This is a genomic window from Bartonella gliris (assembly GCF_045277155.1).
Classification (GTDB): Bacteria; Pseudomonadota; Alphaproteobacteria; order Rhizobiales; family Rhizobiaceae; genus Bartonella; species Bartonella gliris.
On the sequence record NZ_CP123962.1, the window covers coordinates 699,978 to 726,154 of the forward strand.

Here is a 26,177-nt window from a genome sequence, read left to right on the forward strand (position 1 = left end):
TCGGATATGTTCGCACCTCTTTTGCATAGATTTTCGGGCCTTTTTCTTATTTGTGGACTTCTCTCTTTCACGTTCTTTTCTAAACAAGCAATTGCTGAACCCACAACTCGTTTTCCTGAAAATGCACGGATCGTTTCTATTGGTGGCTCCCTTACAGAAATTGTCTATGCATTAGGGGCCCAAGATCAACTTATCGCTCGTGATAGTACAAGCATCTACCCCCAAGAAGCACTTAAGCTTCCTGTACTTGGATATATGCGCGCACTTTCTCCTGAAGGCGTTTTATCACTTGCACCAGAGGGCATATTGCTTGTGGAAGGAAGCGGACCTCCTTCAACTCTTGATATTCTTAAAAAAACATCGATACCTATAGTAACCATACCAGAAAACTATTCCCGTGAAAGTGTGATAGAAAAGATCCGTCTTGTTGGTAAAGCCCTTCATCGAGAAATGCAGGCAGCTGCATTAATTGAAAAAATAAGCCGTGATTTTGTCGATAATGATGCGCTTTTGGCAAAAGTAACAAAACCAAAGCGTGTTCTTTTTATTTTATCAGTACAAAATGGCCGTGTTATGGCGTCTGGGACAGAAACAGCTGCCGATGGTATAATCAAACTTTCAGGTGGAATAAATGCAATTACTGATTATAAAGGATACAAGCTTCTCAATAATGAAGCGTTATTGAAATCAAATCCTGATGTTATTCTGCTTGTTAAACATGGTAAAAAATCCGCTAGCATTGATAAAATTTTGGCCATACCAGCAGTTAAAGAAACAATTGCTGCAAAAAATAACGCCATTAAACAGATGGATGTCATGTATCTTTTAGGATTTGGTCCACGCACTGCTGACGCATCGAGAGAGCTTATTGATATGCTTTATGGTGCAAACCAAAATGATAAGAGTTTTAAAAATGGTAGATAGCACATCCATGATGCATGTATCTGACACAAGAGAGAGTAAAAAAACAAACCGTGCGTATCAAGGAAAAATTTTATTATTAAGCTTAATAGTGTTCCTTATCTTCAGCATTTTTTGCGGACTCTTGAATGGTGCGTCAAACGTTTCTTTTATTGATCTGCTTCATGTAATGCTTACGCAAGATTTTTCAGTAAGTAGTAAAACGCGTCATTACCTTGTTCTTATCGATATAAGGCTTCCCCGTGTTATCTTAGGGTTGTTGGTTGGAGCAGCTTTAGCTGTTTCTGGTGTTCTCATGCAAGGGCTTTTCCGTAATCCTCTTGCTGATCCCGGAATTGTAGGTGTATCAGCAGGTGCAGGTCTTGGAGCAGTCTTAGCAATTGTTGTTGGTATTGCCTTTCCTTCTTCATTAGCGCCTTTTCTAGAGCCTTATAAAGTTATCATAGGTGCCTTTTTGGGTGGACTTTTATCAACACTTATTCTTTATGCAATAGCAACGCGTCATAGTTGTACTTCTATTGCGACAATGCTTCTTGCAGGTATTGCTCTTGGTGCTTTAAGCAGTGCTGTTGTCGGAACATTGATTTTTATCGCAAATGATCAACAATTACGTGACATCACCTTTTGGAGTCTTGGTTCTCTTGCCGGTGCAACATGGTTGAAAGTTTGGCTCGTTTTGCCTTTTATCTGTGCTGGTTTTTTTCTTTCACCTGTTTTATCACGAGCGCTTAATGCTCTTGCCCTTGGAGAAGCTGTTGCGGGTCATATTGGCTTCCATATCCAACGGGTTAAAAATATTGCTATTCTCCTAGTTGCTCTTATGTGTGGTAGCGCAGTCGCTATCAGTGGCGGCATTGGTTTTATCGGTATTGTTGTTCCACATATTTTGCGTCAGTTGATTGGTCCCGATCACCGCTATCTCATTCCCTGCTCTGCCCTCTTGGGAGCAGCATTACTCATTTTTACAGATACGTTTGCACGCTTAATTGTTGCACCTGCCGAATTGCCAATCGGAATTGTTACAGCACTCTTTGGAGCACCTTTTTTCCTTTGGATCCTTATATACAAACGGGGAACAAATTTTTCATGATCGAGGCAATTAATATCTGCGTTCAGCGCGGAAAAAAACAGATTCTTAACCATCTTAATCTTCAAGCTAAAAGTGGTGCTCTCACCATTATTATTGGTCCTAATGGATCTGGAAAAAGTACTTTTGTCAAAGCATTGAGTGGGGACATCCCATATAGTGGAAAAATAACCTTAAATGGTCATGATGTCATTCAAACAAAAACTTATGAAATGGCAACAATGCGTGCAGTGTTACCGCAATCAACAACGCTAGCATTTCCATTCTTAGTTCATGAAGTAGTAGGACTTGGTCTTTCCGTAACTCAATTCTCCATCGCAAAAACTGAATTGCAGAACCTTACCCAAAAGGCTTTAGAACGCGTTGGTCTTTCTGGCTATGGTGACCGATATTATCATCAATTATCAGGAGGAGAACAAGCCAGAGTACAATTCGCTCGTGTACTTTGCCAAATCTGGGAACCTGTTCATAATGGGATTCCTCGTTGGATGATATTGGATGAGCCTATTGCTAATCTCGATATCCAACATCAGCTCATTGTTATGGATATTGCCAGAAATTTTGCCCGTTGTGGTGGTGGCGTTCTTGCTATCCTTCACGATCTCAATCTTGCTGCACATTATGCAGATGAAATGGTATTGCTAAAACAAGGAGAAATTTATTGCGAAGGAAGTGCCTCTACCGTTTTGACAACGCAAAATCTACGCGATGTTTATCACTGTTGCTTAACTGTTTCTGAATTGCCTAAAGCAGATATTCCTTTTATTTTGCCACAAACGACATTTCCCTCATGAAATAGCGTATTTTTCTGAAGATCAGTTTAATTAAATCGAAATACAGAAACACTTTTAAAAATCACTTTGTTTTAAAATCATCTCTCCTTATGAATAAAAAATAACTCCGCATAATCAATACACAATCTCTTTTGCCACACACTGAAAATATTATAATATCATATGCCTCTAGAAAAAATGTTAAAGATGCATTTTGTAAGGATTGTTTAGTGAAAAATTTCCTCTGACATTCCCTCTTTTTTCTGCTCGGTCATATTTACAAAAATAAACATAACTCTCAACTGATTTTTCTTGTAAGAGATTATATCTTCATCACTATAGATATCTGACGTTGCCGTCTAAAAAATCATTCAAATATAGCTTTGGTACTCTCAATCCTCTTAATGAAAGGTGGGTAAAATATTCATTCCTGACATGAAAAGTAACGCGGATTTTCTTCGCATTAATAATATCATCAATGGCGGATAGATTATTTATCATCCGATAAGCCTCATGATTTTATAGCATAAACAACAGTCGTTAGTGATCAATCATAAATATGAGACATTATAATTCCCTGTTCGTCTCAATAACTTCTTTTCGTAATTTCTTTTCTTTTGGCTGACTATGTAAGGCAACGGCCTCCTCAATGCGTCCATTAATGGTTGCGAAGTCGCAAAATGCGCACTTGCAGTTCCCCCCTATCTTATCGCTTGATACATCATTTTCTACTACATCAGCTGTGCTGATTAGGTATTTTTTCTTTGTTTCCTGCGACTAAATGAACTAACCTCACTCTAGTTTTTTTTATAAAATCAACATCAATACCTTTCCCTTGCAATTTACTCACCTTACTTTGCATTGCTCGCCTATTGTTTTCTCACTGTAGTAACATGGTTATATTTAGAAACTCGCATCTTGTTATAAAACTTATAAATATTGTTCATAAAGCCCCTCACTGTGAATCGGATATAACGACCATTGAAGATAACCACCTGTTAACCTAATAGGAGACTGTTAGCGTTTTTAATGTCTTGATAAGACACTCCACCCCTGCTGACACTTTCAACGTTGTAAAATTGTCTCACCAGCAATATTTTGTGCTACCTATACTTATATTTCACATATGCACTTTAAAAATTATGCAAAAAACCTTTCGCTTTAACCTCATCAAAAATAAGCGATAATTTCTGTTGACCATTTTCCGTATCAAACAACTAAGGAGATTTACTTTGATACTTTGAGTTCTTTACGCTACCCACCGCATTTTATCTGCACGCAGATAGTTTTCAAATATATCTTGTCCCATTAAGCCTATTTCTGAAAATTGTTTTTACCGAGATCAATACCAATATTTTTCTTAAACGCCCCTTTTTCCAGTCTAACGCACCATCACGTATGTGCTCAATACGGTAAATTCCTACCTTTTGACTTAACTTGGAAATAACGCACCCCCATGCTGAAAACGCACTCCATATTGTCTATGAAATCTAAAGCATTTGTCTGGCTTTTAGACGAGCGCACAAAAAACTTGCTTCCCCACTGCCTATCACGTGCAAAAACTGCATTCTTAGCCTTTGAAAATCCCCTTGTTGAAAACAAGTCCCCCCACTATTTAATACAACAAATTTCTTATGTATTTTATTCTCTGTAGAGCTTTTTTGTAAGTGCAATAAATTCTTTTGAGCAGCACTTGCAATTATTGGCTCTCTTCTTCAGTCCCTGTCGAAATAAACGTTTACCAAGCCGTTTTGGAAATCGCTTCTGTCTCATTCATTAAACAGAATAAAATGCGTTCTTTAGATTTGATACTTGCAATATTGCGATCAAATCAGAAAATGGAAAAGTTCTTCTGTCATCTAGAATCTTAATGGATGCTTTAGCTCCCTTCCTTATCATAACCCTTTGAAAAGGTAATGGCTGTCAATTGTTCATTTACCTTCTTCCAGAAAACTGTCAGAAAATGAATACAAAAATCATGCTGTAAATTCAGGTATCACAGCATCACAACTTAAAACCATTTTATGCTCAATGAAGACAACACGGTATCTCTTTATATAAAATAATACTTACCAAAAAAGAATCGCTACCGAATTAATCAACAAGCTATAAAAAGGAAGGATAGTAAATAAAAATCTTAACAGAAATCATCATTCTCTCGCCGTAACAATAAATTTTTTGATTTTTCTGTTTTTATTATAAGAAGATCTTTAATAGGGTAAGCTGGCTACTTCATGATATCTGCTTTCATTCCAAAAAAAAATCATCAAAATCGTTAAAAACATATCTTTACGATTGACAATATAGCTATTTAAGCCAACCATGTTGGTATTAACAAAGTGTTTTAGTGGGGGGTAATGCAAATATTATTAAAAATATTGCATCGTTTTCTTCAATAAAATTTGTCGAAATGTATCAAGTGTGTTTGGGTATAAGCCTATTACATGTATCCCTTAATTCAAGTGCGCATGATTGATAATGGACACATCCCCACCTGTTTTTGAACTCTGTATCTATAAGGAAAAAGTTTATGCAGAAAAATACTCCATCAATCAGTTGCGGCCCCTTTCCTGCTTCACGCAAAATTTATCAACAGAGCCCTCTCTTTTCTGATGTACATGTACCATTGCGTGAAATTTCATTGACTGATGGCAGTGGTGAAAAACCTTTTAATATCTACGATACTTCTGGCCCCTATACTGATAAAGACATCATCATTGATATTACAAAAGGCTTGCCAACTGTCAGCTCATCTTGGCTGTCTAAGCGTGCTGATACTGAACCTTATCCTGCAAGATCAGTCAAACCTGAAGATAATGGGTTGGCCTATGATAAAAATCCCACACCAACCTTTGAATACAAGCGACCCATTTTGCGAGCAAAAAATGGCAAAGCAATTACACAAATGGCTTATGCACGCGCAGGCATTATTACTGCAGAAATGGAATATGTGGCTATACGAGAAAATGAAGGACTAGCGATACAAGACCAGCAGAAAGTGCAATCAGATAAAACATTTGATGGATCCATACCAGAAATTTACACTGCAGAATTTGTTCGCAATGAAATTGCCTGTGGACGCGCCATTATTCCTCAAAATATCAACCATCCAGAATGCGAACCCATGATTATTGGGCGCAACTTTCGTGTTAAAATTAATGCCAATATTGGCAATTCAGCAGTTACTTCATCTATGGCGGAAGAAGTTGATAAAATGGTTTGGGCCATTCGCTGGGGAGCAGATACAGTTATGGATCTGTCAACAGGTCGAAATATTCATAATATTCGTGAGTGGATTATTCGAAATTCTCCAGTTCCCATCGGAACTGTTCCAATTTATCAGGCACTCGAAAAAGTACAGGGTATTGCTGAAAATTTAACATGGGATATTTTTCGTGATACCCTCATTGAACAAGCAGAACAGGGTGTTGATTATTTTACCATTCATGCAGGATTAAGACTCCCTTTCATCCCCCTAACCATTAATCGGGTGACAGGTATCGTTTCACGGGGTGGTTCTATTATGGCAAAGTGGTGTCTGCATCATCATAAAGAAAGTTTTCTCTACGAACATTTTGATGAAATTTGTGATATTGCACGTATGTACGATATCTCTCTTTCATTGGGAGATGGACTGCGCCCTGGTTCTATTGCCGATGCCAATGATGAAGCCCAATTTGCTGAACTTAAGACTTTAGGAGAATTAACAAAAATTGCATGGGAAAAAGACGTCCAGGTTATGATTGAAGGTCCTGGCCATGTGCCAATGCATAAAATTAAAGAAAATATGGAGCAACAATTAGATCTTTGTCATGAAGCACCTTTTTATACTTTGGGACCTCTTACCACCGATATCGCTCCCGGATATGACCATATTACATCAGCTATTGGTGCTGCTATGATTGGATGGTTTGGAACTGCCATGCTGTGTTACGTAACACCTAAAGAACACCTAGGGCTTCCTGATAAGAACGATGTTAAAACTGGCGTGATCACTTATAAAATTGCTGCCCATGCTGCTGATCTTGCTAAAGGCTTACCTAGAGCACAATTGCGCGATAATGCCCTCTCACGTGCACGATTTGACTTCCGATGGCATGACCAATTTAACCTCTCGCTTGATCCAGAGACAGCTTGTGCCTTTCATGATAAAACAATGCCTAAAGAAGCACATAAATTGGTGCATTTTTGTTCTATGTGTGGACCAAAATTCTGTTCGATGCGGATTTCTCATGATATTCGTGATGCAGCTGCAAAAAAAATAAAAGGTGAAGGTATGATCACTATGGCTGAAAAATATCAAAAGAATGGTGACCTTTATATGGAAGTTATTCCCACTCAAAAAGAAGTCGTAAACAATTGAAAAACATTCTTATCAAAGGTGCAGGTGTAGGCGGTTTAACAGTTGCCTTTATGTTACAACAAAAAGGTATTTCTGTTACTGTATCGGCTCCTCCTCACTCTCCTATAGGAACGGCCAGTTGGTATGCGGGAGGAATGCTAGCACCTTACTGTGAAAGGGAAAGTGCTGAACAAATTGTTGAAGATCTTGGCATACAAGCCATACAATGGTGGCGCAAAACACTTCCCAATCTTGTGATACAAAAAGGCACTTTAGTTGTTGCACCTACAAGGGATATAGGAGAACTTGAGAGATTTTCGGTGCGCACACACAATCATAAAACCATAAATGGTGCAGAAATAGCCCATCTTGAACCGGATCTTGCAGAACGTTTTAACTGCGCACTCTTTTATGAAAATGAAGCACATATTGATCCTCGCAAAGCGCTTATCACTTTAAAAGAAGACCTGATAAAAAATGGAGCATGTTTTGTTGATGTAGAAACACCCAAAACAAATTTTGATATTGTCATTGATGCGACAGGAATAGCACGTTTGGGAAAAGACAAAAATATACGCGGCGTGCGCGGCGAAATGCTGCTCGTGCGCAGCACAGATATTAAAATTTCTCGTCCAATTCGCCTTCTCCATCCACGTATTCCACTCTATGTGGTGCCTAGGCAAGATAATATTTTTATGATTGGTGCAACAATGATTGAAAGTGACTTTGATGGTGCTATCTCCGTGAGATCAATGATGGAATTGCTCAATGCAGCCTATACTTTGCATCCCGCTTTTGCCGAAGCAGAAATTGTTGAATCCGGCGTTGGAATACGAGCATGCTATCCTGATAACTTTCCTTCTGTGAACAAACATGGTAACTGTGTCTCTATTAATGGTTTTTATAGACATGGTTTTCTCTTGTCTCCAGAAATGGCAAAACGAGCAATGAAATTGGCATTGGAATAAAGCATGCAAATATTTGTCAATGGTGAAACAATCCAAACAGAAGTCATCACTCTCAACTTATTGCTTGAAGAATTGGGTTATGAAGGAAATTGGCTAGCAACCGCTGTTAACGCTGAAGTTATTCCCGTAGATGCACGAAATCAATTTGTCTTGCATGAAGGAGATAAAATTGAAATTTTAAGCCCAATGCAAGGAGGCTAAAATATGCTGAATCTTTATGGACGACAATTTTCTTCCCGTCTTATGTTAGGTACAGCCCAATATCCTTCACCGGCAATTCTTCGTGATGCTATTCATAAATCCGGTACAGAAATTGTGACAGTTTCATTGCGCCGAGAAACCGCAGGTGGAAAACAAAGCGGACAATTTTGGCAATTTCTTACAGAACTTGATGTGACAGTGCTTCCCAACACTGCTGGTTGTTATACTGTTAAAGAAGCTGTGACGACAGCCCAATTAGCACGAGATCTTTTTAAAACAGCTTGGATTAAACTCGAAGTTATTGGTAATCCGGATACTTTACAGCCAAATGTTTTCTCCTTAATCGAGGCAGCAAAAATTCTAAATAATGAAGGATTCCAAATTTTTGCCTATACGACAGACGATCTCATTGTTGCTGAAAAACTCTTAGACGTTGGCTGCCATGTCATTATGCCTTGGTGTGCTCCTATTGGATCTGCCAAAGGCCCTCATAATACCGATGGATTGCGTTCTATCCGTGCTTATCTTCCTGATGTTACTCTTGTTGTTGATGCCGGTATTGGGCGCCCATCACATGCCGCCATTGCTATGGAACTTGGGTATGACGCTGTACTCCTTAACACCGCAGTCGCTAAAGCAGGTGATCCTGTCTTAATGGCTGAAGCATTTTCTAAAGCGATTCAGGCAGGACGCATGGGATACAAAGCTGGAATGCTGGAAGCACGCAATATAGCGGTTCCTTCAACACCAGTCATTGGAAAAGCAGTCTTTTCATGAAACTGGATCCATTTTACCTTATCGTTGATAATGCTGATTGGATTGAACGTTTGGTTCCTCTTGGCGTTAAACTCGTACAATTACGTATGAAACATGAAAATCTAAAAACAATCAGTCAACATATCAAACGCGCAAAAAGTGTATGCGATAAATTGGGGACACAATTAATTATTAATGATTATTGGGAAATCGCAATTGATGAAAAATGCAATTTTATTCATCTTGGACAAGAAGACCTAAGCAATGCTGATCTTCCAGCAATTCGTAAAAGTGGTATCAGATTTGGTCTTAGCACGCATGATGATCGTGAGTTGGATATCGCACTCTCAGTTAACCCTGACTATATCGCACTTGGTCCTATTTATCCGACAATCTTAAAAAAGATGAAATGGATGCCACAAGGACTAGAAAAAATCAAACAATGGAAAAAACGGATTGGTGCTTTACCTTTAGTTGGCATTGGTGGTTTAACACCAGAACGCGCAATTGATGTTTTAAAAGCAGGAGCTAATAGTGCTGCTGTTGTGACCGATATTATCCTCCATAAAAAACCGGAAGAACATGTCCAGCAGTGGATAAAGGTGACAAAACCATGGCGTTGACGCCCTCTATTCTTATTGTTGCAGGCACTGATCCAACAGGGGGAGCCGGTATTGTTCGTGATATAGAAACAGCTGCGCATTTTCAAATAAAAGCAAATTTAGCAATTACCTCTGTTAACGTACAAGATGATAACCATGTTGCTGAAATTGTTCCAATAAATGGAAAACTGGTCGCTGCGCAAATGCGTGTAGCGCTAGAAGCCAATCCTATAAGCGCAATAAAAATCGGTATGACGGGTACCAAAGCGGTTATAGAAGCAATCTGTAAGGTATTAGAAGACTATCCCAATGTTCCGGTTATTCTTGACCCTGTACTTGTTGCCTCATCAGGAGGAAAACTGACAATGGAAAACATCACAGACATTATGATCAATAAACTGCTTCCCCACATTGATCTTTTAACCCCCAATAGAGAAGAACTCGCTCTTCTTAGCCAAAGCCCATTGGCTTCTTATCATAAGCAAGCAATACAACAAGCAAGAAAACTTCTGTCATTTGGTCCACGCTCTATCTTGATAAAAGGTGGGCATGCAAACGGTCCTCTTGCAATCGATAGCTTAATTGACAAAACTGAGATAATAAATATTTCTGCTCCACGCTTAACAGGAACAATGCGTGGAACGGGTTGCATCCTATCAAGCGCTATTGCTGCACATTTGGCATTCAATGAATCTCTCATTGAAGCCGTAAAAAAAGCAAAAGCATATACTCACACATTACTTTTAAAACATTGTCAAAAAGATTCTTAAATTAATATCATGTCATGCTTTTATTGGCATTCTGATAGTGAAATTAGCAACAAAAACATCATAAAGCTTGAAGAATAGTTCCATCTAGCCTATTCATGAGTGGATCGATAAACAGAAAAATTACAATGTTAAATCAAACTCAGTATTTAATTTCGTATGAAGAACTTCTAAGCTTCTACAAAGAAAGTGGTGTAGATGCTGTGCTAGCTGACACCCCTATTGACCGCTTTAATCAAACTGCTTCTTTAGAGAAAAAGTTAAAACAGGTAACCGCAATTCCTCATCACCAACAAGTATCTCCAACCATAAAACGTGATGGTTATCTGCCACATAACTCCGATACTACGCAACATGGACTTTCAGCCATAGAGATAGCAAAAAATGCTCATACACTTGATGAATTAAAATCTGCTCTCCTCGCTTTTAATGGCTGCTCTTTAAAACTGACAGCAAAAAATACATGTTTTTCAGATGGAACAGCGGGAAGTCCACTTATGCTCATTGGAGAAGCACCAGGACGTGAGGAAGATATGCAAGGGATTCCTTTTGTGGGAAAAGCAGGTATGCTGCTTAATAAAATACTAGCAGCAATCGGCTTAACAAGACAAAATGTTTACATCACCAATACTATTCCCTGGCGTCCACCAGGAAATCGCACACCAACCCCGAGAGAAGTCGCATTATGTCGCCCTTTTGTTGAACGACATATTCAACTCGCTAACCCTCGTATCCTTATAGCGCTAGGAGGAATCGCTACACAATTTCTTACTGGGACTCAAAATGGAATTATCCGAACCAGAGGAAAATGGCATACCTATGTAGGAGAAAGCAAACTTGAAATCCCTGTTATGCCAACCTTTCATCCTGCTTATCTTCTACGAACGCCAAGTCAAAAAAAGCTCACATGGATGGACTTCTTAGAAGTAAAAAACCGCTTAAATAACCTCTCATAATTCTTTTATCTTACCTTGCCTAAAAATATAAGCGCTCTTTCGCTCATTCTTACTCTTAAATACAGTCAGGAAAAATTATGGAACAACTAACAGCACCCATTTACCGTTTGGAAGATTACCAACCAACCCCCTACACTATCCCTAAAACACAGCTTTATTTCTGTTTGGAACCCCAAAAGACCTCTGTGACAGCAACATTGCTGATTGAAGCACGTCAAAATACAAAAGAGAGAATACCTCTTGTGCTTTCTGGTGATGAGCTTACATTAATTTCTGTTGCAATCAATGGCGAAACATTGGCCCAAAATGCTTATAAAGTCACGCCTTCACGTTTAGAAATTACAACCCCACCAGCGACTCCTTTTACATTGCAATTGGTCACGGAACTGAATCCTGAAAACAACCGGCAACTCATGGGGCTTTATCTTTCAAATGGTGTTTATTGCACACAATGTGAAGCAGAGGGATTTCGTCGTATTACTTATTTTTATGATCGCCCAGATGTTCTTTCTACCTATACTGTAAAAATTGAAGCGGATTCTCAGAAAATCCCCATCTTGCTTTCCAATGGCAATCTTGTGGAAACAAAAACGCTTGAAAATAATCGTCATTTTGCCATTTGGGAAGATCCTCATCCAAAACCATCTTATCTTTTTGCTTTAGTTGGTGGAAACCTTGATAAGCTGGAAGATCATTTTACCACTGTGTCTGGTCGACGTATCGAACTTGGTATCTACGTGGAAAAAGGGAAAACAAAACGTGCAATCTATGCAATGGATGCCCTCAAACGTTCCATGCGTTGGGACGAACAGTGTTTTGGGCGCGAATATGATCTGGATGTTTTCAATATTGTTGCTGTTTCTGACTTTAACATGGGTGCAATGGAAAACAAAGGGCTGAACATCTTTAATGATAAATATGTTCTTGCCGATCCTGAAACAGCAACTGATCATGATTATAGAAATATTGAGCGCGTCATTGCACATGAATATTTCCATAATTGGACTGGTAATCGTATTACTTGCCGTGATTGGTTTCAACTCTGTTTAAAAGAAGGATTAACGGTTTACCGTGATCAGGAATTTTCCTCAGATCAAAATGTACGTAGCCTACAACGAATTGAAAACATCAAAACATTGAAAGCTACACAATTTGTCGAAGATACCGGTCCACTTGCTCATCCCGTACGTCCTCGTCAATATAGTCAAATCAATAATTTTTATACCACGACCGTCTATGAAAAAGGTGCAGAAGTCGTCCGTATGGTGCATACTCTCTTGGGCTCTACTCTATTTCGTAAAGGTATGGATCTCTATTTTCAACGCCATGATGGGCAAGCTTGCACAATTGAAGATTTTATTGCCTGTTTTGCTGAAGTTTCTGGTAGAGATTTCTCACAATTCATGCTGTGGTATGAACAAGCAGGCACACCCAATGTAGTAATCGATACGCATTATAATGATGGTGTTCTCACAATTCATGCAAAGCAATACATTCCCGCAACACCGCAACAAAATACAAAAAAGCCTATGCTTATCCCTATCGCTTTTGGCCTCTTAGGACAGAATGGAGAATCTCTAGCTTATGAAGCTGACACAGATATTCAATCAGACGTTATGCTTCTCTCCAAGGAAAATCAAACGTTTACATTAAGGGGGGTAAAAGAAAAACCTGTTTTATCGCTGCTGCGAGACTTTTCTGCGCCTATCATTCTAAAAACGCCATTCAATGAAAGCGAACTTTTCTTCCTTGCACAAAACGATAGCAATCAAATCAATCGCTGGCAGTCGTTGAACCATTTAGTGACGCAAGCTTTGATTCAAGCTATTCAAGATGAAACACGAGCAAAAGAGAATATGCCCTCTCTTTTGCTCAAATTGATCGAAACCATCATTACAGATGAAAGCCTTGAACCCGAATTTCGCGCATTTTGTTTAAGTTTACCTAGCGAGATTGAGCTTGCCCATATCATCGGTAAAAATGTTGATCCAGAGCGTATCCACCATGTGCGCAATCAGTTTTTAGCTTCCATCGCATATACGCATCAAGAACTCTTCACAAAAGTTTATGTGCAAATGCAGACTAAAGAACCCTATTCACCCAACACTGTGCAAGCTGGAAAACGAGCACTAAAAAATATTATCTTAGACTATCTTTCCATTGCACAAGCCAAACCAAACCTTGCTGCCACACAATATGCAACAGCTGATAATATGACTGACCGCATGGCGAGTATAACTATTTTAGTGAAGCGCTTTAACGAAAGTGAGCAGGCACAAAATGCCTTAAATGATTTTGAAAACCGATATCGGCATGATCCCTTAGTGATGGATAAATGGTTTTCCATTCAAGCAATGGTAGCAGGAGCTTCAACACTTGATCATGTTCAAAAACTTATGCAACATCCACTTTTTTCACAAGACAATCCCAATCGTGTACGTGCCTTGATTGGTGCCTTTGCGTCTAACAACTTAACGGGTTTTCATAGAGCTGATGGGGCATCCTATCATTTCCTTTGCCAAATCATTTTGGAAATTGACAAAAAAAATCCACAGCTCGCTGCGCGATTACTAACAATGATGCGCTCTTGGCAACAATTAGAACCCATGCGGCAACAAAAATTTGAAACCGCATTAAAAACAATTGTAGCGACTCCCCAATTATCAAGCGATGTGACTGATATCATCAATCGCCTACTCGCTTAAAATAAAAAATATTTTTAAATCAATATATTATAATGTTATTTATAAAATAACCTCAATAAGCTAACTCAATAATAGGAACCCTATTAAACAGGTAATTTCAGCCTGTTTATAGGGCATGTTCAGATTCCTTTACATTTTCATACTCCACCTTCACAAAAGTAAAATTACTTTTTTAAAAAAAAGACTGGACAGAGGACTCCTGTTTTGATTCATTGCACCTATGGAGTTTTATTATGAATACCGAAGCAGTTTTTCGTTCATATTATTCCATAATTAGAGGGACTAAAAATGACTAAATTGGACGCATCTCATGCGCCAACAGAAATGTATGCTGATTCAAAATCGAGCACTCAGAGTCACAAAGTGCGGGTAAAGCATATTAATCTGTTTTCTGGTTCAGCCTATAAAAAGCTTCTCTTTATTGAGCCTTGGCTGCGGCGTTCACTTCCATTTGTCATTGTTGTATTTCTTATTGTACTAGCGGCAACTCGTTTCGTGTTAATCTATGATTGGAAAAACACGATTGATAAAAACACCCGTTCTACCATCACTCTTTTAGCTTCTCATGTTACCAATACAATTGATCGTGACTTACTTGCTGCCAGTCAAAAAGGAAAAGCCGCTGCCCTTTCTCATACTCATTTGCAAAATATTCTTACTCATTTTCGCAATCAAGGTCTTATCTCAACCAGCACAGTTATCGCCATAGTCGATCAAAAGGGCTCCGTTCTGGCCTCATCGAGTCCAGAGCTCATTTTAGGAACCTCCTTACAAGATTTTACTTCTGAGAGCATTGCTTTACGATCTTTGGGGCGAGACGCTGGAATTATGAAAATCACAATAGGAAAAGATGTTCCTGCTCTTGCTTCATTCAACAAAACAGAAAATGGACAATATGGTGTATTCATCAGTGAAAAAATGCAACATACTTACATGAAATGGCGCAAAATTTTCTCGTTAAATATAACCTTATTTCTAGGAACTACCGGCGTTATTCTCGCTCTTCTGTATGCTTATTACAATCAACTTATACGAGCACGCAAGACAGAGTTGATTTCAGAAAAAAATCAAAACCGCATTGATATGGCAATGATGCGTGGACGCTGTGGACTGTGGGACTGGAATATGGCAAGTGGACGTGTCTATTGGTCACGAGCAATGTATGAAATGCTCGGCTATGTGCCTCAAGATGCACTGCTCTCAATTTCACAAATCACCGCCATTATTAATCCAAATGATGCGAATTTTTTTGATCTTGCTCAAGAACTAATGAGCGGTAAAAAAAAGCATATCGATATTAACGTTCCTATGCGTCATGCCGATGGTCATTATGTATGGATGCGCATTCGTGCCGAAGTTACTGAAGAAGAAGAACCCCATTTGGTTGGTATTTCCTTCGATATTAGTGAACAACGTCAATTCGCTGAACAAACAGCGCAAGCCGACCTTCGTATCCGCGATGCTATTGAAAATATTTCCGAATCTTTTGTGTTGTGGGATTCAGAAGGACGTTTAGTCATGTCCAACAGCAAATTTTGCGAATATGCAGCCATCCCTAAACAGATTTTACAATCGGGTATCCAACGTGCAACCGTCGAAGCCATGGCCCGCCCTGCAATCAGTGAATATCCTCTTAAAGATGATGGTACTGGTAACTTAACCAGCATTCGCCAAACAGCAGATGGCTGTTGGCTAAAAATTAATGAACGACGGACCCAAGATGGAGGACTTGTTTGCATTGGTACAGACATTTCTGAGCTTAAACAACAACAAGAAAAATTTGAAGACAGTGAAAGACGCCTTTTTTCTTTCATTCAAGAACTCAAACGTGCACGAGGAAATGCTCAGCAACGTGCATCAGAAGTTGAAAAACTTAATAAAAGCTTGAAAGCAGAAAAAGAGCGCGCAGAAAGTGCTAACAAGGCTAAATCAGAATTTTTAGCCAATATGTCTCATGAATTGCGCACTCCACTTAATGCTATTCTCGGCTTTTCAGACATCATGTTGCAATCTACCTTTGGCCCTCTTGGTTCACAACGCTATAAAGAGTATATGCGTGATATTTACAATTCAGGAACCCATCTTCTAACCCTTATCAATGATATCCTTGATATGTCGAAAATCGAAGCTGGAAGATTTACCCTTGATTGTAAAAATACTGATCTTGAGCCCATTATCAGTGAAGCAGTGCGGACACTTACACCACAAGCCCAAGAAAAAAATATTTCTGTTACAACGAATATTACTCCAGAACTTCATGCCGAAGTTGACTGCCGTGCCATAAAACAGATTTTCCTTAATCTCATTTCTAATGCTGTTAAATTTACACCTTCTGGCGGAAGTATTGATGTCTGTGCTTTCAAGAAAAAAAATAACCTTGTTTTTAGCATTAAAGATACCGGGGTTGGCATTCCCCAATCAGCAATCAAAAAACTTGGACAACCTTTTGAACAAGTTGAAAATCAATTTACCAAAACCCACACAGGGTCAGGTCTTGGATTGGCCATTTCACGCTCTCTTTTAGAATTACACAAAGGAAAACTTGAAATTACCTCTAAAGAAATGAAAGGAACGACTGTAACCATTACAATGCCAATCAAACAAAGTTAAAGCCGTTTTAAATGCCCTTATTTTGTTCCCGTTGTAGTAAAATCTGTTTCCGCTTAGTGCCCCAGCGATAACCAGAGATAAAACCATTCTTGCACACCACACGATGGCAAGGAATAATTAATGCCAATTCATTATGGGCACATGCATTAGCAACTGCACGAAAAGCGTTTGGCATGCCAACACGACGCGCTAATTCCCCATATGAAATTGTCTCACCACATGGTACATTACATAAAAGCGCCCAGACTTTCTGCTGAAAGTCTGTACCATTTATATCTAAGAAAAAATCATGTTTTCTTACCAATTTAGGAGTTTCTATCATTGCTACAATATGTGCGACTTCCCTCTTCAATGTGTGGTCCTCAACCACTTGTTGTACATTACCAAAGCGTATCGTAAATTCCTGTAATAATTGTTCTACAGTGTCTCCCAACGCTATATTACAAATCCCCCTTTGTGACCTCGCCACTAAAAGCCCCCCTATCGATGTTTCGCTCAGAAACAGAACTCTTTTTGTGTGAGCATTTAGCATTCTGGTACACCTCTATTTTTGGTATTGAATAACACAAATAGAGTAAGGAAATAGAATTTCCCAACTTCCCTTTCCAAGGAAAAACGAGAAAGATTAAAATAAAAATTATGCAGTAATCCATCTTTGAGAAAATTTACAGAGCAAACATCAACCAACATGCTCTTTCAATTTATATTTTCAAAAGCATTAAATATTCTGCACATACGTTAAACAACCCTGTTTGTCCCCGTACTCACAATAAGATAGGCTTATTTACTGAACGCACACCTACTGTTGCTTAAACATGTAAAATATCCGTAATGCTACTATACTTAAAAAAGAAAAATTGGCAAAAACAGATAATTTAAGCCTCTAGGGTAAGCTCTCCTCTCCATCCTTAGAGTATCTTTACTGTAAAAATTTATAAAAAAAGCCCCATCCTGTCATGGATGGGGCTTTTCTCAAATATTTAACCTTGAACTAAATTAAAATTTGTAAGCTACACCAACCCGAAAATCATTTGTTTTGTAGCCTACTTCAATTTTTTCACTTGCAAATTTCTTCTTACCAAAATCTGAGTAACGATATTCCGCACGCACAATAACATTATCAGTCATTGCAAAATCAATACCACCTCCAAGGGTATATCCAACAAACGTCTTTTTTTCATTATACACTAAATCAGAAAAATCAATTGCTCTGCTTTTTGTATCGGCTTCTGCCTCATAAATATTTCGAAGCTGAGTATAAGCAATACCCCCTGCAAGATAAGGCATCATGCGATCAGCAGCAAACCCAATCCGCACGCGTGTGGCACCAAACCAATTTTGTTTTAAAGTATGATGCACTATTCCAGGAGATGCTCCTGCAGAATCTTTCCCATCTGTTCCTTGAACACTTTCTTCTGGATCTGCTCGTGTTTCTCTGCTGTGTTTTTTTTCCGGCGACTTAACATCTGGCTTGATATCTTTTGTATCCTTTTTACCAGACCACATTACATCCGTATCAATACCTATAATAAAGCCATTGTCGATATTAATATTGGAACCCGCATAAATGCCCCCTATGAAACCAGAAGGCTTAGGCAAAGACTCCTTGTCAACCGGAGTCCATTTTCCTGTATGCTCATCTCCTAAATAACTTGAAGTAGTCTTACTTGAAAAACCACCAATTTGGCCCCCAAGGTAAAACCCTGTAAAAGAAAAAGGAGGAACAGTAACAACAGGTACTGGCTGTTCAGGAACCGCAACCGCAACGTCCGCTGCTCGTACTGCAGAAACTGAAATTAAAGCAAAAATAGATGTTGTGATTAAATATTTTGTAGTCATAATTGCTCCCCTAAAAGCTAATTGACACATAATTGCGGGATGGTTTCATATTTTTTTCAAAAAATCTGTAGTAAAAATATCACAGTTATAAAAAAAATAAAATCTTCATTGTAAAGTGTAAGCAACCTTAGACAGACCATGGCATAAGGATTTTTTTAATTTCTTCTACCGGATTAGGGCAATTACCTTATTATCAAGTTTTCTTAAATCGCATATCTTTCAGCATCATTCGACACTATTCAGATAGTCGAAATATCATTTTTTTTGAAAGAAAATGGTATTTTCTAAGCTAGTTAATAAGGCTTCTTGCTCCACTTTGTTAGGTATATTTCCATTTTCTCGGTAAAAAAACGATAAATAGTATTATTATTCATTCAAAAGTAAAAAAAGCTCATTTAAATTTTCTGAATGAACCATACCCTTTAGAATTAATTCTTTTAACATAGAAGCTGTCTCAACCAGCATAAGCAACCAAGAATAGCTCTAGCCATTTGTTCCAGCGAAACGGATAACGAGATAAAACATCAAAAATTAAATACAAGACAATGAGTGAAGATACGCCAACTCATGTAAAAATTCAAATTTTATTAATAATAAGTTCTTTTAAATCGAAAATAACACATTATTATAATACAAAATAAACTTAAAAATATTATATTATAAATTATTTACATAAAATTCTAAATAAAAACAAAAAATACAAAATTAATACTTAAAAAACACTTTTTCAACAAATATCTTATTTTTTATATTAAAATGAATAATATTTTCATTTTATATATTATTATTTTTATACAAAAGAATAATAATTTCTATAATACTTGTTGATATTTTAAATAGAAACAACGTACAATCTGCTCATAAAATTAGCATCAAACATATTTAATCTTTCATTACCTGTACAAAAATTGAACGTACTGACTGCCCCATTTCCTTGATTAATTTTTCAACACGAGGCAAATCAGGTTCTCCCACACTGCTTAACAAAAGATCGCTTAATCCAAGGGGCATATCATTAGGATTAAGAGCATCATTTAAACACAGGCGTATAATTTGACTTAAATTTGTATAGAGACCATAGGCGCAACGTAAGTCAGAAATAAATGACTGATTAAGAAAATTATTGGGTAAACGTGCTAAAATATCTGCTGTAGTCGCTCCAATTTGAAAGTCAATCACGTGAGTAATAACAGCAAATTGAGCAATAAATTCTAGATCCATGATACCACCAAGCATCGTTTTCAAATCCCATTGATTTTCTGGTGGTTTTTCTTTTTCAATCAAAGCACGCATGTCGCGCACTGCTTTTGTAACCTTTTTTTTATCACGAGAAAAAGCAATAATTGCACAAACTTCATTTTCTAATTTTCGCAAAAAATCAGGATCCCCTGCCACACCCCGCGCTCGTGTTAAAGCAAGATGTTCCCATATCCACGCTTCCTTACGATAATATTTTCTAAAAAATGGAAAAGAAACAGCAACAGGCCCCTTATTACCTAAGGGACGCAATCTTAAATCAACAGCATAAAGGATACCTTGACTTGTAGGAGTAGATAAAGCTGCAACAAGGCGCTGTGCTAAACGAATATAATATTGAGAGACATAAAGAGGTTTTTCTCCATCGGATATTTCTGCATCCTTATCATGTTCATAGAGAAAAATAAGATCAATATCGGAACCAGCAGTTAATTCATGGCTTCCAAGCTTACCCATACCCAATATGCCAACACGCCCCCCTTTAATACTGCCATGAAGACGAGAAAACTCCTCTTGCACGGCAGCAAACGTTTTCGCAATCATAAGATCAGCAAGTGCAGTAAATGCAAAACCTGCTCTATTTCCTGTAATTGCACCATTCAAAATCCGAAGACCAATCAAGAAACGTTGCTCATCAGCAAAAACTCTTAAGTGATCGAGAATCTCTTCATAAGAAACTACACCTTCAAGAAAATATTCAAGCCGATTTTCTAAATAAGTTTTTGTTGGCAATTCTGAAAAAATTTTTGGATCCAGCATCCCATCAAAAACATGTGGTTTACGTGTAATAATTTCCGCGAGACGTGGAGCGGCTGCCATGATAAGCACCAACATATCCAACAGAGAGGGATTGGACTGCAATAAACTAAAAAGCTGTATCCCTGAAGGTAACCCCTGTAAAAAACTATCAAAACGCAACATCGCTTCATCGGCTCGTTTTGTCGCGCCAAAAGCTTTTAAAAGTGCTGGGGTTAATTCTGTTAATCTCTCACGCGCTTCAGCAGATTGAGTAGCTTTATAACGCCCACAATGAAGTGTGCGCATAATACGACAAATATCACTCGCTCTTTCAAAACCTAAACGGCTTAATGTTATTAATGTCTCTGGATCATCTTCTTCACCTGTGAAAACTAAATTGCCAATTTCTAAACCAAGTTCTTGCTCATTCTCAAATAGTGCCGCATAATGTTTTTCAACAACCTGAAGCGTTTTTAATAAATCGCGAATAAAGCTGCTACTCTCTTGATAGCCCATCAAATATGCAACGCTCGTAAATTCAAAAACATCATTTGGAAGAAGATGCGTTTGTTCATCTGCAAGCATCTGAATACGGTGTTCCACATTTCGTAAAAAAGCATAACTTTTTACAAGACTATCTTTTGTTTTCTCACTGATCCAACCAAGCGTGTGAAGTTCTGCTAACATTGCAACTGTCTGACGTCCACGTAATTGAGGAAAGCGCCCACCAGCAATGAGTTGTTGTGTCTGGACAAAAAACTCAATCTCACGAATACCACCTCGTCCTAACTTTACATTATGACCATAAGCAGCAATCTGACCATAGTTTTTATACGCATGGATTTGACGTTTGATCGAGTGGATATCAGCAATCGCAGCATAATCTAAATACTTCCGCCACACATACGGAAAAAGTTCCTTGAGAAAATTAAATCCTGCCCTTTTATCTCCGGCGACTGGACGTGCTTTAATCATAGCTGCTCTTTCCCAATTTTGGCCACGTCCCTCGTAATAACGCAACGCAGTCCTTACCGATAAGGCCAAAGGGGTTGAAGCTGGATCTGGTCGAAGCCGAAAGTCAAGACGGAAAACATATCCATCCATCGTGCGTTCTTGAATGATACGGATCAATCGGCGTACCATTTTAGAAAATACATCGATGCTCTCAGAAAGATTACCAATATGCGGTGACGTCTCATCAATGAAAACAATAAGATCAATATCAGAAGAATAATTAAGTTCTCCTGCCCCTAATTTTCCCATTCCTAAAATAATTAAACCACAGTCTTTTTCTGGATCATCACGGCTCGACAAACTTATCTTACCCTGATCATGCGCTTCTCTTAAAAGAAAACGTAGAGCCACACTTAAGATCACTTCGCCCAAACGTGTTAACCAAGTGCATGAAATTTCATAAGTAAAAACACCACTCAAATCAGCTAAAGCAATGAGAATATGTGCTTCCCGTTTTTTGTGTCTTAAAGCCGCCATCAATGAAGTTTCATGTATGGGCTCACTCTTATCGATGCGCGCAATATCATCTATAATTTCGCTCAGCCTTGTTTCTATATCAACATTCAATAAGGGAGCGAGATAGGATGGATTAGCGATCAAAACCCCACGTAAAAAAGGCGATAAGGTCATGACCGCACTTATAAAGTCAATCTGCTTTCCCTTTTCTGAAATATAAGAAACAAGGGATTCTAAATTTTCTTTCTTCGCTTGTTCTTCAATATCTTTCAGCCATTGAGAACCATTCTCATCAAGGGGACATAAAGGAAGAAGCTGTGTTTTTAAAAAAGCATTTTTCATCTGCACTCCCTTGAAAAGCTTTTCACCTTTCTTTCACAGCATTATACTCAAAAAAAAGAAATAGCCATCACGTGTAAAAATAAAAAATGAAGCAAAACACCTTTAAGGAAATAACAAAACAGCTCTAAGCCCTGGATTTGCATTTTCAAGTAATAGTTCTCCTCCATGAAGTTTCATAACAGCTTTTGCTATACTTAACCCAATACCAAAACCGGGCTGTGTACGACTTTCTTCAAGGCGAAAAAATCGTTCTGTTACTTTTTCACGTTTATCCGCTGCAATTCCTGGACCATTATCGCTAACAACAACCAACAAATGTTCACCACGATATTCCATCGATAAGCAAACCTTTGCCTGCCTTCCATCTTTAGACGCATATTTAATCGCATTATCAATAAGATTAAAAATTGATTGCGCAATAAGCTCACGATTCAATTTAAGCTCTTTATCAAATGTATCCCCTAACCGAAGCAAAACACCTGACTCTTCAGCAAAAGGCTCATAAAGCTCAACAGCATCTTCAAGGATTAGCTTCATATTCATCATCTCAAGATGCTCAATTGCACTGCTAGCCTCAATGCGCGAAATCATTAAAATAGCATTAAAAGTCCGAATAAGTTGATCTGATTCTGTAATAATACCATCAAGTGCTTGACGATATTCAAGCTTTGTCTTTTGTCCAGAAAGTGCTGCTTCAGCGCGATTTCTAAGGCGCGTCAGCGGTGTCTTAAGATCATGAGCAATGTTATCCGATACTTGACGTAAACCAATATTTAATTCTTCAATCCGGTCTAACATAACATTAAGATTAGCGGACAATCGATCAAACTCATCACCTACCCCAGAAACAGGTAAACGCCCACTGAAATCACCATCCATCAAGCGCTGTGACGCAGCCGTTACATGATCAATCCTTTGCAATGCGCGCCTACCAACAAAAAACCATATGAGTAAAGCTCCAACAAGCATTGCTGCGAGAGCAATTATGACTGCTTTACGAATAACAGCTGCAAAACGTTCTGGTTCATCCAAATCCCGCCCCACAAGAATCTTCATAGCATTGGGCAAATCAACAATAATTGCCAAAGCGCGATGTTCACTTGTTTTTCCGTGTTCTCCAAAACGTGAATACAAAAAAGAATTCGAAAGAAAACCATTCTGATTCAAAAGACCTAATTCAATACGCGCAACATTGCCTGCTAAAATGCGCCCCATAGGGTCAGTGACAAGATAAAGAAAAGCTCCTGGCTGTCGTGAACGATAATCAATAGTACGTATTAATAAAGGTAACCCACCGTAGTTATAAGCGTTTTCGATGCGTTTTAACTCTTCCCGCAAAGCCTGTTCGGTTTGCTCAGTTAACAATGAAACAGAAAATGCCATTATGTAAATAGAAAGCCCTGTTGCAACTAATCCAAACAGTAAAATATAAAGTGCTGAAAGTCTTAGCGCAGTTGTGCGCATCATATTGATTAAACGATTCATATTTTGTTATCTGGTGCTTTCAACATGTATCCAGCTCCACGCACAGTATGGAGAAGTGGTATATCAAAATCTTTTTCAATTTTTGCTCTTAAACGGGATATATGAACATCAATTACATTCGTTTGTGGATCAAAATGGTAATCCCAAACATTTTCTAACAGCATCGTGCGTGTAACAACCTGCCCAGCATACCGCATTAAATATTCAAGTAAACGAAACTCACGTGGTTGCAAGACAATATTTCTATCACCCCGTTTCACTGTATGTGCTAACCGATCGAGCTCAAGATTGCCTACGCAATAAACAGTTTCTGCCTCTTTAGGATTTTTCCGCCGTTGCAGCACTTCAACACGAGCAAGAAGTTCAGAAAAAGCATAAGGCTTTGTTAAATAATCATCACCCCCTGCACGCAAACCCATCACACGATCATTCACTTGTCCTAAAGCTGAAAGGATGAGAACTGGTGTTTCATTGCCTTTAGAACGTAATTCAGTAATGATAGAAAGGCCATCACGATGCAAAAGCATCCGATCAACAACCATAACATCATAATTTTCCGTTTCAGCTAAAGCATATCCAGTATCACCATCATACGCAACATCAACTAAATGACCTGCTTCACTAAAAGCTTTTTCGAGATAACGCCCTGTCTCATGATCATCTTCGATAACGAGTATCTTCATAAAACGCATCTCCGTTATTTTATTGAATCGCTTTGTAGAACAGAAGTCTACAAAACCTCTGTCCTACACCATTAACTAAATGTTATTTTTTGAAAATTGGAAGGGCAACAAAACGATTTTGATCATTTGTTCGCACTTGTAAAAGTATAGCTTTTCGTCCTAGCTTCTGGGCATTTTTGATTGTGTCGATAATATCAGATACCTTTTTAACAGGTTTATTATTCACTGTCATAATCACATCACCAGGGCGTATTCCCTTATCGGCAGCATCGGAATCTGAATCTACATCAGTTACGACTAACCCTAAACCATCATCAGAAAGAGCAACGATTAAACCATAATCTTCCAATGTTTCCTCTGAATCACTGCGCCCATTTGAATATTTTGAACTCTCTTTCATACCTTCATCATCAGGCATAGAATCGAGCTTAACCTTTATATTCTCCTCTTTACCAGCTTTCCAAACACCTAAGGTCACGGTTTCTCCTGGTCCAATATTTGCAATACGCTTTGCTAGATCACGGACATCATTAATCTTTTCACCATTCACCGAAATAATGACATCTCCTGCCTTGATACCAGCCTTCGCTGCAGGACCCTTTAACGGATCAGTAACTAGAGCACCTTTGTCCTCTTTTAAACCAATTGAATCCGAAATTTCCTTCGTCACAGGCTGAATCTGAACTCCAAGCCAACCACGCTTAACTGAACCTTTTTCGATAAGTTGTTGCACAACCTGTTTCGCTGTTGCTGCCGGAATAGCAAAAGCAATCCCAACATTACCGCCAGAAGGAGAAAAAATTGCTGTATTAACCCCAACAACCTTTCCATCAAGATCAAATGTTGGACCACCAGAATTTCCTCGATTAACAGCAGCATCAATTTGAATAAAGTCATCATAAACACCAGTGCCGATATCACGTCCACGTGCAGAAACAATCCCTGCTGTTACAGTTCCACCAAGACCGAATGGATTACCGATAGCAACAACCCAATCACCAACGCGAAGCTTTGAATCATCACCAAAATCAACATATGAAAATTTTCTTTTTTCTTCTACTTTTAAGACTGCAAGGTCGGTTCGCTGATCCGTCCCAATAAGCTTTGCATTCAGTTCTGTGCCATCATCAAGAACAACAGTGTAACTTGTGCCATCAGAAATCACATGATTATTGGTTACAATATAACCATCAGACGAAATAAAAAAACCTGATCCAAAAGCTATAGGACGGAGTCTATTCGAACGTTTTAAAGACTTGTTTTTAGACTTATCACGATCATAAAATTCTTCAAAAAATCTTTTCAACGGATGTTGATCTGGTAATTGGTCAATACCCGGACTGCTAAAAAAATCACCAAAAAACCAATCTTTTTTCTTTTTATTGCTCTTCACTTGCACTGAAACAACAGCAGGCTTGACTTGAGAAACAATATTTGCAAATCCCGGTTGTTGCACTAACGAAGTAAATACAGAATTTGCATGAGCCTCTGTTATCCATAAGCTTGATCCACATCCACTAAAAAACAGTGCAGTTTCTAAAGCAGCAGAAAAACTCACTGCGGCTAATGTCGTGAAGAAAGTTTTTTTAACCATTTGGTATACGCTCCTATTCAGTCATATTCTTATCCAGATTCCGATTACTTATAAAATAATAGACCTTACCGTTTTCTGTCT

18 protein-coding genes are annotated in these 26,177 nt (G+C 38.3%); 12 read left to right on the plus strand and 6 right to left on the minus strand.

The genetic code is table 11. The annotated features are described in order from the left end of the window. Window positions 1–6: 6 nt before the first annotated feature. From QHG54_RS03125 to QHG54_RS03180, 12 genes are all read left to right on the plus strand, one after another. On the plus strand, window positions 7–924 hold the full coding sequence (locus tag QHG54_RS03125) for an ABC transporter substrate-binding protein (protein ID WP_317993008.1): 918 nt from the start codon (window positions 7–9) through the stop codon (window positions 922–924). Continuing rightward, window positions 914–2,011 (plus strand): FecCD family ABC transporter permease, encoded by a 1,098-nt coding sequence (locus tag QHG54_RS03130; RefSeq protein WP_406604422.1) that lies wholly within the window; start codon window positions 914–916, stop codon window positions 2,009–2,011. The genes QHG54_RS03125 and QHG54_RS03130 overlap by 11 nt, the downstream gene beginning before the upstream one ends. Then, window positions 2,008–2,802: a heme ABC transporter ATP-binding protein gene (locus QHG54_RS03135; protein WP_317993006.1), complete on the plus strand. Its 795-nt coding sequence runs from the start codon at window positions 2,008–2,010 to the stop codon at window positions 2,800–2,802. Before QHG54_RS03130 ends, QHG54_RS03135 begins: the two co-directional genes overlap by 4 nt. Before the next feature lie 2,509 nt (window positions 2,803–5,311). Then, window positions 5,312–7,144 (plus strand): phosphomethylpyrimidine synthase ThiC, encoded by a 1,833-nt coding sequence (thiC, locus tag QHG54_RS03140; RefSeq protein WP_317993005.1) that lies wholly within the window; start codon window positions 5,312–5,314, stop codon window positions 7,142–7,144. Continuing rightward, window positions 7,141–8,091, plus strand: coding sequence for an FAD-dependent oxidoreductase (locus tag QHG54_RS03145; RefSeq protein WP_317993004.1), 951 nt, complete (start codon window positions 7,141–7,143; stop codon window positions 8,089–8,091). The genes thiC and QHG54_RS03145 overlap by 4 nt, the downstream gene beginning before the upstream one ends. A gap of 3 nt (window positions 8,092–8,094) precedes the next feature. Next, window positions 8,095–8,292: a sulfur carrier protein ThiS gene (thiS, locus tag QHG54_RS03150; protein ID WP_317993003.1), complete on the plus strand. Its 198-nt coding sequence runs from the start codon at window positions 8,095–8,097 to the stop codon at window positions 8,290–8,292. Window positions 8,293–8,295: 3 nt separating this feature from the next. Further along, window positions 8,296–9,069, plus strand: a complete 774-nt coding sequence (locus tag QHG54_RS03155) for a thiazole synthase (RefSeq protein ID WP_317993002.1) — start codon at window positions 8,296–8,298, stop codon at window positions 9,067–9,069. Continuing rightward, a complete protein-coding gene (locus QHG54_RS03160; RefSeq protein ID WP_317993001.1) occupies window positions 9,066–9,671 on the plus strand; it encodes a thiamine phosphate synthase in 606 nt (201 codons plus the stop codon). The genes QHG54_RS03155 and QHG54_RS03160 overlap by 4 nt, the downstream gene beginning before the upstream one ends. After that, the gene (locus QHG54_RS03165; protein WP_317993000.1) at window positions 9,662–10,420 is read left to right on the plus strand and encodes a hydroxymethylpyrimidine/phosphomethylpyrimidine kinase; all 759 of its coding nucleotides are present in this window, start codon (window positions 9,662–9,664) and stop codon (window positions 10,418–10,420) included. Before QHG54_RS03160 ends, QHG54_RS03165 begins: the two co-directional genes overlap by 10 nt. A gap of 125 nt (window positions 10,421–10,545) precedes the next feature. Continuing rightward, window positions 10,546–11,373 carry a uracil-DNA glycosylase gene (locus tag QHG54_RS03170; RefSeq protein ID WP_317992999.1) on the plus strand — a complete coding sequence of 276 codons (828 nt, stop codon included), beginning with the start codon at window positions 10,546–10,548 and terminating at the stop codon, window positions 11,371–11,373. 77 nt (window positions 11,374–11,450) lie between these two features. Continuing rightward, window positions 11,451–14,078, plus strand: a complete 2,628-nt coding sequence (gene pepN, locus QHG54_RS03175) for an aminopeptidase N (protein ID WP_406604423.1) — start codon at window positions 11,451–11,453, stop codon at window positions 14,076–14,078. Window positions 14,079–14,366: 288 nt separating this feature from the next. After that, window positions 14,367–16,688: an ATP-binding protein gene (locus tag QHG54_RS03180; RefSeq protein ID WP_317992997.1), complete on the plus strand. Its 2,322-nt coding sequence runs from the start codon at window positions 14,367–14,369 to the stop codon at window positions 16,686–16,688. A 7-nt stretch (window positions 16,689–16,695) separates the two neighbouring features. Here QHG54_RS03180 and QHG54_RS03185 read toward each other — a convergent pair whose 3' ends face one another. The 6 genes from QHG54_RS03185 to QHG54_RS03210 all read right to left on the minus strand — a co-directional run bounded on the left by QHG54_RS03185 (window position 16,696) and on the right by QHG54_RS03210 (window position 26,096). Then, the gene (locus QHG54_RS03185) at window positions 16,696–17,220 is read right to left on the minus strand and encodes a methylated-DNA--[protein]-cysteine S-methyltransferase (protein WP_317992996.1); all 525 of its coding nucleotides are present in this window, start codon (window positions 17,218–17,220) and stop codon (window positions 16,696–16,698) included. 464 nt (window positions 17,221–17,684) lie between these two features. Continuing rightward, window positions 17,685–18,527, minus strand: a complete 843-nt coding sequence (locus tag QHG54_RS03190) for an outer membrane protein (RefSeq protein WP_406604424.1) — start codon at window positions 18,525–18,527, stop codon at window positions 17,685–17,687. Window positions 18,528–19,409: 882 nt separating this feature from the next. Next, complete coding sequence (locus QHG54_RS03195; RefSeq protein ID WP_317992994.1) at window positions 19,410–22,334, minus strand: bifunctional [glutamine synthetase] adenylyltransferase/[glutamine synthetase]-adenylyl-L-tyrosine phosphorylase; 2,925 nt, start codon at window positions 22,332–22,334, stop codon at window positions 19,410–19,412. A 102-nt stretch (window positions 22,335–22,436) separates the two neighbouring features. Then, a complete protein-coding gene (locus tag QHG54_RS03200) occupies window positions 22,437–23,819 on the minus strand; it encodes an ATP-binding protein (protein ID WP_317992993.1) in 1,383 nt (460 codons plus the stop codon). Further along, window positions 23,816–24,502 carry a winged helix-turn-helix domain-containing protein gene (locus QHG54_RS03205; protein ID WP_406604425.1) on the minus strand — a complete coding sequence of 229 codons (687 nt, stop codon included), beginning with the start codon at window positions 24,500–24,502 and terminating at the stop codon, window positions 23,816–23,818. Before QHG54_RS03205 ends, QHG54_RS03200 begins: the two co-directional genes overlap by 4 nt. 82 nt (window positions 24,503–24,584) lie before the next feature. Further along, complete coding sequence (locus QHG54_RS03210; protein ID WP_317992991.1) at window positions 24,585–26,096, minus strand: Do family serine endopeptidase; 1,512 nt, start codon at window positions 26,094–26,096, stop codon at window positions 24,585–24,587. Window positions 26,097–26,177: the final 81 nt, after the last annotated feature.

Coding starts and splice junctions, on each gene's coding strand:
- QHG54_RS03125 (WP_317993008.1), top strand. CDS start 7: ATGTTCGCACCTCTTTTGCATAGATTTTCGGGCCTTTTTCTTATTTGT.
- QHG54_RS03130 (WP_406604422.1), top strand. CDS start 914: ATGGTAGATAGCACATCCATGATGCATGTATCTGACACAAGAGAGAGT.
- QHG54_RS03135 (WP_317993006.1), top strand. CDS start 2,008: ATGATCGAGGCAATTAATATCTGCGTTCAGCGCGGAAAAAAACAGATT.
- thiC (WP_317993005.1), top strand. CDS start 5,312: ATGCAGAAAAATACTCCATCAATCAGTTGCGGCCCCTTTCCTGCTTCA.
- thiS (WP_317993003.1), top strand. CDS start 8,095: ATGCAAATATTTGTCAATGGTGAAACAATCCAAACAGAAGTCATCACT.
- QHG54_RS03155 (WP_317993002.1), top strand. CDS start 8,296: ATGCTGAATCTTTATGGACGACAATTTTCTTCCCGTCTTATGTTAGGT.
- QHG54_RS03160 (WP_317993001.1), top strand. CDS start 9,066: ATGAAACTGGATCCATTTTACCTTATCGTTGATAATGCTGATTGGATT.
- QHG54_RS03165 (WP_317993000.1), top strand. CDS start 9,662: ATGGCGTTGACGCCCTCTATTCTTATTGTTGCAGGCACTGATCCAACA.
- QHG54_RS03170 (WP_317992999.1), top strand. CDS start 10,546: ATGTTAAATCAAACTCAGTATTTAATTTCGTATGAAGAACTTCTAAGC.
- pepN (WP_406604423.1), top strand. CDS start 11,451: ATGGAACAACTAACAGCACCCATTTACCGTTTGGAAGATTACCAACCA.
- QHG54_RS03180 (WP_317992997.1), top strand. CDS start 14,367: ATGACTAAATTGGACGCATCTCATGCGCCAACAGAAATGTATGCTGAT.
- QHG54_RS03185 (WP_317992996.1), bottom strand. CDS start 17,220: ATGCTAAATGCTCACACAAAAAGAGTTCTGTTTCTGAGCGAAACATCG.
- QHG54_RS03190 (WP_406604424.1), bottom strand. CDS start 18,527: ATGACTACAAAATATTTAATCACAACATCTATTTTTGCTTTAATTTCA.
- QHG54_RS03195 (WP_317992994.1), bottom strand. CDS start 22,334: ATGAAAAATGCTTTTTTAAAAACACAGCTTCTTCCTTTATGTCCCCTT.
- QHG54_RS03200 (WP_317992993.1), bottom strand. CDS start 23,819: ATGAATCGTTTAATCAATATGATGCGCACAACTGCGCTAAGACTTTCA.
- QHG54_RS03205 (WP_406604425.1), bottom strand. CDS start 24,502: ATGAAGATACTCGTTATCGAAGATGATCATGAGACAGGGCGTTATCTC.
- QHG54_RS03210 (WP_317992991.1), bottom strand. CDS start 26,096: ATGGTTAAAAAAACTTTCTTCACGACATTAGCCGCAGTGAGTTTTTCT.